At 49.2% G+C, this 6,826-nt stretch carries 6 protein-coding genes and 1 pseudogene; all 7 read right to left on the bottom strand.

Annotation, left to right across the window (positions count from 1 at the left end; translation table 11 throughout):
- Window positions 1-1,462: sigma-54 dependent transcriptional regulator (locus BZG79_RS09605; protein WP_077774270.1), on the bottom strand; the 1,462-nt coding region annotated here is incomplete at its 3' end.
- Window positions 1,463-1,625: 163 nt separating this feature from the next.
- Window positions 1,626-2,030, bottom strand: coding sequence for a flagellar export chaperone FliS (gene fliS / locus BZG79_RS09600; RefSeq protein ID WP_021023052.1), 405 nt, complete (start codon window positions 2,028-2,030; stop codon window positions 1,626-1,628).
- 12 nt (window positions 2,031-2,042) lie between these two features.
- Complete coding sequence (locus tag BZG79_RS09595; RefSeq protein WP_077677131.1) at window positions 2,043-2,345, bottom strand: hypothetical protein; 303 nt, start codon at window positions 2,343-2,345, stop codon at window positions 2,043-2,045.
- 2 nt (window positions 2,346-2,347) lie between these two features.
- Window positions 2,348-3,706, bottom strand: coding sequence for a flagellar filament capping protein FliD (fliD, locus tag BZG79_RS09590; RefSeq protein ID WP_077774269.1), 1,359 nt, complete (start codon window positions 3,704-3,706; stop codon window positions 2,348-2,350).
- An 18-nt stretch (window positions 3,707-3,724) separates the two neighbouring features.
- Entirely contained in the window at window positions 3,725-4,153 is a 429-nt protein-coding gene (locus BZG79_RS09585) for a flagellar protein FlaG (protein WP_021023049.1), read from the bottom strand.
- A 55-nt stretch (window positions 4,154-4,208) separates the two neighbouring features.
- Window positions 4,209-5,333 carry a flagellin gene (locus BZG79_RS09580; protein ID WP_077678593.1) on the bottom strand — a complete coding sequence of 375 codons (1,125 nt, stop codon included), beginning with the start codon at window positions 5,331-5,333 and terminating at the stop codon, window positions 4,209-4,211.
- Window positions 5,334-5,596: 263 nt separating this feature from the next.
- Window positions 5,597-6,738: pseudogene (locus BZG79_RS09575) on the bottom strand (flagellin).
- Window positions 6,739-6,826: the final 88 nt, after the last annotated feature.

The following is a 6,826-nucleotide window of genomic DNA, read 5'->3' as shown; positions in this document are numbered from 1 at the left end:
GTCCGTACTTACGCATTTTTTCCACCAAGGTGGTTCGCCGCATACTCAACATGTCCGCGGCTCTGGCGACGACGCCTGACTGCGCCTCAAGTGCCTGCTTGATCAGATCAACTTCTACCTCAGCCAGGGTCTCTTTAAGATTAACGCCCTCGGGAGGCAAACTAGTAAAACCTGGACTGTCAGAAAAGCCTGGCATCTCATCGTCAAACGCGGGAATATCTGGCTCACAAAACATCGCAGTGAGTGCCTCTCGCTCTGCCATTTCGGTGTCTTCTACCGAATACGCTTCTGGCTGAAATTCAGGAATATCACTGTAGCGATATTTCGCGGGAAGGTGATTTACATCCACCATTTGCCCCGGATATAAAATCACCAAGCGTTCGATAAGGTTGGCCAATTCACGCACGTTCCCCGGCCACTGATGTTCCATTAGCGAATTAATTGCTCGCGGTGAAATATGAATTCGTCCATTTCCTTCACCATCTAGACGAGACATCAGTTCGTGGATAAGCAAGGGAATATCGTCAATACGATCTCGCAATGCAGGCATCTCAATCGGGAATACGTTGAGTCGGTAATAGAGATCTTCGCGAAATTCGCCTTCTTGGATCATCGTTTCCAGTGTGCGGTGAGTGGCAGCAACCACTCTGACATTGGCGCGAATACTTTTATTTCCTCCCACTCGCTCAAACGTACGCTCTTGAAGGACGCGTAACAACTTCACTTGCATTGGCATCGGCATATCGCCGATTTCATCCAAAAAGAGCGTTCCACCCTCCGCAAGTTCAAAACGTCCTTTGCGCGCTGAAATTGCGCCGGTAAATGCCCCTTTTTCATGGCCAAAGAGTTCACTTTCGAGGAGCTCTCCGGGAATCGCACCACAGTTCACCGGCACAAAAGGACCGGTCGCGCGTGAGGATGAATGATGAATATGGCGTGCAACCACTTCTTTACCGGTGCCAGACTCACCTAAAATCAACACACTTGCCTCGGTTGAAGCAACCTGATCAATTAAATGACGAACCTGTTCAATCACATCGCTCTTGCCAACCATATTATGAAAGGCGGTGTTGTCACCTGCGAGTTGTGGAATACTAAACGCTTGTTTTCCAGCAAACTCACGGCAATGGTGTAAGGCGTCAAACAATTGTGGGTAATTTAACGGTAAGCCCAGTTCGCCGACATAATTAGGCAACCCGGAAAGTTCACGATCATGACGTCGAATCGCAATCACTGGAACATGGTGATAGGTCGCAAGTTGGTCAAGCACTTTCTCTAACAGCGATGTCGAGCGGACGTGACCAAGAAAACATGCGCCCCAGTTTTGCTCCCAGAGTGCATCACTGACATCTGTGGTCGAGTGAAGCGCGTAACGCTCGCCGATAAAATCGAGTATCACGCCGAGATCGTGACGAAACTGGTCATCGTCATCGATAACAAGGATCTTTGCTAAATCTTGCATGTGTGAGATACGTCTGCCCTGATAACTTATTATTATTGTGCCGCTCGTAAGCAACAACAATCTCAATTTTAATCAAGACATTGTAATAGAGAACGCGCATAAGGCAACCGGAGACACAGTAAACCTGTGACTCCAGTGCCATGTCCGTCTTTTGGTAGGCGGTTTAACTGGTCGCTTGGGTCATATTATGGTATTCAGAGGGAATCTGGTCCCAAGCTGATTTTATCTCTCGCAATAGCTCAATCACATCGTCAATGGGTTCTGGCGTATTGTCTAAGTTGGCGGCACTGACTTGTCGAATCATAAAGTCATAAATGGCATCCAAATTATCCGCGATATCACCGCCCTCATCCATAGATAAACAAGCCCGTAGATTGATAATAATATCCAATGCCTTACCTAGGCGCTCACCTTTGACGGATAAATCGCCTTGTGCCATCGCCGCCTTGCCTTGAATTAAACGCTCAATAGCCCCGGCCATCAGCATCTGGATAACCTTATGAGGCGACGCGGCGCTTAACTGACTGTCAACCGAGACCTTCTTATAGGCCTGTAGTGAGCCTCTCATAGTCTTCCTCACCTATTGAAATTTCTTATACAGCTGCACAGACTGCTTCCCCTTGCGCTGCTGTAACAAGCGCTTGGCAGATTCTGCTTTGTGCTCTTCGAGCGTATCAATGAGCGTTTTTGTTCTTGCCAACGCCTCGGACCATTGTGGGTGACTCGGCGCCTGTGTTGACGCTGCAATCTTATCGAGCAGCGTTTTTCTATCATGCAATTGTTGAGCCAGCTTTTCTGGATCAATATCACTTAGGGTTAAGTGCTGAGCAATGTCTGCATCCATTACCTCTAAGGTGGCGAGCCAATCCGCTATCTCTGTCATGGCTAACCTGGCATGATGTTTTGCATTGCTTGCAATTGAGAACGCATTTGACTCGTTGCTTCTTCCATCGCAGAAAAGCGCTGCATGGTTCGTGACTCTAAGCTTTCCATGCGTCGATCTAACTCACGCTGATCATCACGTAATCTCAGCTTTTGCTCTGAAAGCGTGCTTTCACGGTTACTGATCGCTCCACCCGCGCCGGTGAACCCATTGACCACCTGCTCTAATTGACGCGCAAAGCCATCATTGCCACCGAAAAAACCTTCTAAAGCGTTAAAGTTTTGACGCAGCTGGCGGTCTAACACTTTATTGTCGATTTCTAAACGACCATCCATGGTGGTCGTCACCCCAAGTTCACTCAATGTTTTCATCCCTTCAGGCGCTTTCTCTATCGGGGATGAAAATAAGTTACGTAACCGACTGGTCGCCGTACGTATCACACTTTCACCCGCCAACGGACCGCCTTGTTGCGTTTCGGGATCATATTGGCTAACGGCTTGAGAGACACGGAAGAACGCATTGTAGTTATCAACAAAAGACGTAATCGTTGATCGTACCGATTCTCGGTCATGCTCTACCGCCAGTGAAAGTGGCTTATCACTGGTTTGGTCAACTTCTAACGAGACACCCTCGATAGCATTATCAAATGTATTGGTTGTACTGGACACCGAGGCGATACCATCAATCAGTATCTTGGCATCTTGTGCTGCCTGCATTTGCGTCATGCCATTATTAGCTTGTCCAGCTTGAAACCCTAACTGGTGGAGTGCACTGCCTATCTGAGCATCAACATTCACTTCGATCCGATTCGCTTCCCCGGTTYTATTACCGTTTAGCACCATACGTGTGCCACTATCGTCTTGGATAAGCGACGCCTGGATCCCGGGGTTTTTAGGATCGTTGTTAATCGCCCGCACAACGTCAGCCAAGCTGTCTTTGCCTTGCGGCACATCGATCACACTGGTGCGATTACCCATGGTGATCGTAAGTTTACCCGTACCCAACGAGGCATCAGGTTCGACGCCTGGCGAGACAAGCTTATGAGCCCCCGCAAGTTGCTGTACATCAATCTGATAACGTCCAGGGATGGCGTCCGGTGTTGCCGTAGCACCGAGCGCGTCGGGGTTGCTCACCGATGTGGTTCTCGCCGAAAAACCTTCGTTGCGACGAAAATCATACATCTGGGTTTTAAGTGTCGCGAGAGAATCTTTTAATCGACCAAACGCACTAATGTCGGTTTCAACGTCATTAGTGCGTTTGATAATCCGCTCTTGCTTGGGTGCACGTTCAGCATCCACGATTTTAGTGACCATGGCATTAATATCCATGCCACCGCCCATGCCTGCTGCTTTTACACTCATAACGACTCTCTCACCTCGTTACACCTTCTCTGTGACCAGCCCTCGCGCGTGTTGCGACAATTGCTTAGCAAGCTCTAACATTTCTTTTTCTGGAATTTGACGGATGATATCGCCACTGTTCATTTCATACACGGTGACAATGCTACGTCCTGTGTCTTCATCCAGTCGGAATGCGAGCCCTTTGTTAAAGTCAGACATAAACTCATCTAGCCGGGCGACCAGCTTTTCAAGCTGTTGTCGTTGTAGCTGACGGTTTTCTTCAATGCGCTGCGACTGTTCAACACGCCGTTGCTGCATTGATTCTCGCGCTTCTCGGCGTTCAGCTTGCTGATGCTGATTCACCGGATCAGACTGCGTTTTTCCAACTCTTACATCTTTTGCAATCTTTGTGCCATCAGAGGGTTTTGAGTGCAGCAGGGATGAATTGGAAACGGATGAAATGTCCATTGCTATTCACCTCCAAAAACGTAGCGGCGGCGATTAGGCCGCCGCTCGTGAATGGTTAACCGAGCAAGCTCAGTGCCGCTTGTGGTGCCTGCTTGGCTTGCGCCAAAATCGAGGTACCAGACTGCTGCAGAATTTGCGATTTGGTCAAGTTCGTTGTTTCTTTCGCGAAATCAACATCACGGATTCGGCTGTTCGAGGCCGATACGTTTTCATTGACGTTATCCAAGTTCGCAATTGTATGGCTCAAACGGTTTTGCTTCGCACCCAATTCAGCACGGTGAGAATCGATAAATTGCATCGCATTATCGATCATACCGACCGCTTTTTGTGCGCCACCCATAGACGAAACATCCACATCTTTGATGGTTTCATCCACTTTGGTGCCCATGGAGAGCGACGTAGCCAGCGCCCCTGAGAAGGTTGCATCCGAACCTGCCCCAGTGACAATTTGCAGCTCACCGTCTTCCGTCACCGATGCACTGAGTTTATCGTCAGCCTGACCATTAATGTAGGTCGCGATTTCTTCAATGTCATCACCGCCTTTCGCCGTTACATTGATCGACGTTGAGGTGCCATCCGCATTGGTGATATTGATTGCCATGGTTGCACCGGCAGTAGCTGTCCACCCTGCTGACTTACCATTCGTAGCCGTAAAGCTAGCACCACCCATTTCACTATGGTCAGCACGGATGTTTTTGAACTCCATCATTACCGCTTCACCAGCATCAGCACCCACTTGGAACGAACGCGTACCAAATGTGCCGTTGAGGAGCTTCGCACCACCGAACGAGGTGGTTTCTGCGATACGGTTCAACTCATCTTGTAACGCCACAACCTCTTCTTGGATTGCACCACGCTCAGCATCACCGTTTGCACCGTTAGCGGATTGCAGTGACAAGTCACGCATACGTTGCAAGATGTTGCTTGACTCTTCCATCGCCCCTTCAGCGGTTTGCGCCATTGAGATACCGTCATTGGCATTTCGAACAGCCACACCCAAGCCACTACTTTGTGCCATCAAGCGGTTAGAAATCTGAAGACCTGCCGCATCATCTTTGGCACTGTTGATACGAGAGCCGGATGACAAACGCTCCATTGAGTTATTCAGCGCATCGGTTGAATTATTCAAAAATCGCTGAGCTGTCATCGCAGGGACGTTAGTGTTAACAGTAATAGCCATAACTATTCTCCTTAGGTTCTAGGTCCGGCTTCGCCCAGCTGACCAGGGAAAACCAGTGTAAAATTGTTCACAACCCATGTAGCGGCGCACGTTGAGAAAGCTTTAGCTTTTTTGTTGTGCGTGTCGGTATTAATACCGATGCCGTATGGCGCTATGAAGGTTAACGCCCAAAGGAGAGATATCTTTAGTGGGATTTTGATAAAAATTGGCATAAAAAAAGCGGCAATCGCTTGCCGCTTTTTTTTACCTGTAAAAACGAGAGGTTATTGCAGAAGGTTCAATGCTGCTTGCGGCATCTGTTTGGCCTGAGCCAGCATCGAGGTACCCGCCTGCTGTAGGATTTGACCTTTGGTCATTGCCGTCGTTTCACGCGCAAAGTCTGTGTCTCGAATACGACTGTTTGAAGCCGACACATTTTCCTGGATATTCGACAAGTTGCTAATGGTGTGGCTGAGTCGATTTTGCTTCGCGCCCAAATCCGCCCGCTGACTGTCGATATAACGCATCGCCGAATCGACAACGCCAACAGCCATTTGAGCACCACCGACATCGGACACATCGAGGTCTGCCGCTGTCACTAAGTCACCGTTACCCGAAACCATGCCCAGAGAGGCGGCGAGTCCACCACTAAAATTGACGGCACCTGCGACTTTATTCTCTTCAATAAAGATTTGCAGCTGTCCTTCCTCGTCAACGGACGCGGTGAGCATTTCATCTGACTGACCGTTGATATAGCTTGCCAGCTCTTCCACATCATCGCCTGCTTTCGCGCCGATACTTAAGCTGACGTTTTCACCCTCTTTAGTGGTAAATTGCAGCTGTAATGTCGAGGCTGCACCATCCACTTCCCAGCCAGCTGATTTGGGTTGACTGCCGACAAATTCTACGCCACCCATGCGGAAATCATCTGCACGAATGCTCGAGAGTCCCATAATGATCGCTTCACCGGCGTCAGCACCAATTTGGAACGAGGCTTCACCAAACGAACCATTCAGTAATCGACGTCCACCAAAGGCTGTCGTTTCTGCAATTCGGTTCAGCTCATCTTTCAGTGCCTCAACCTCTTCTTGGATAGCCACACGTTCAGATTTACCATTGGCACCGTTAGCAGATTGCAAGGAAAGGTCCCGCATACGCTGCAAAATATTGGTAGACTCTTGCATAGCCCCTTCGGCAGTCTGGCAATCGAGATACCATCATTGGCGTTCCGCATTGCCACATCAAGCCCTCGAGTTTGGGCCACTAATCGGTTAGATATCTGCAAACCCGCCGCGTCGTCTTTAGCACTGTTGATTCGGCTACCTGACGACAGACGTTCCATTGAATTGTTCAACTCATCGGTCGCTTTATTCAGGTAACGCTGCGCAGTCATCGCAGACACGTTGGTGTTAACTGTTACACCCATTTTGCTCTCCTTTGACTTTCGCTTGCTTTGCGAAACAGCCTACCCGCGACGTGTTGCACTGTGTAATGGCGGTGCTGCGGGAACAGCT

The sequence above is a fragment of the Salinivibrio sp. MA427 genome (genome assembly GCF_001996115.1).
Classification (GTDB): domain Bacteria; phylum Pseudomonadota; class Gammaproteobacteria; order Enterobacterales; family Vibrionaceae; genus Salinivibrio; species Salinivibrio costicola.
Note: the sequence above shows the minus strand (reverse complement) of the source record. Positions and strands in the feature narration are given on the sequence as shown.

Excerpts from the sequence above, each read along its gene's own strand:
- fliS (WP_021023052.1), bottom strand. The coding sequence starts at position 2,030 with ATGAGAGGCTCACTACAGGCCTATAAGAAGGTCTCGGTTGACAGTCAG.
- BZG79_RS09595 (WP_077677131.1), bottom strand. The coding sequence starts at position 2,345 with ATGACAGAGATAGCGGATTGGCTCGCCACCTTAGAGGTAATGGATGCA.
- BZG79_RS09585 (WP_021023049.1), bottom strand. The coding sequence starts at position 4,153 with ATGGACATTTCATCCGTTTCCAATTCATCCCTGCTGCACTCAAAACCC.
- BZG79_RS09580 (WP_077678593.1), bottom strand. The coding sequence starts at position 5,333 with ATGGCTATTACTGTTAACACTAACGTCCCTGCGATGACAGCTCAGCGA.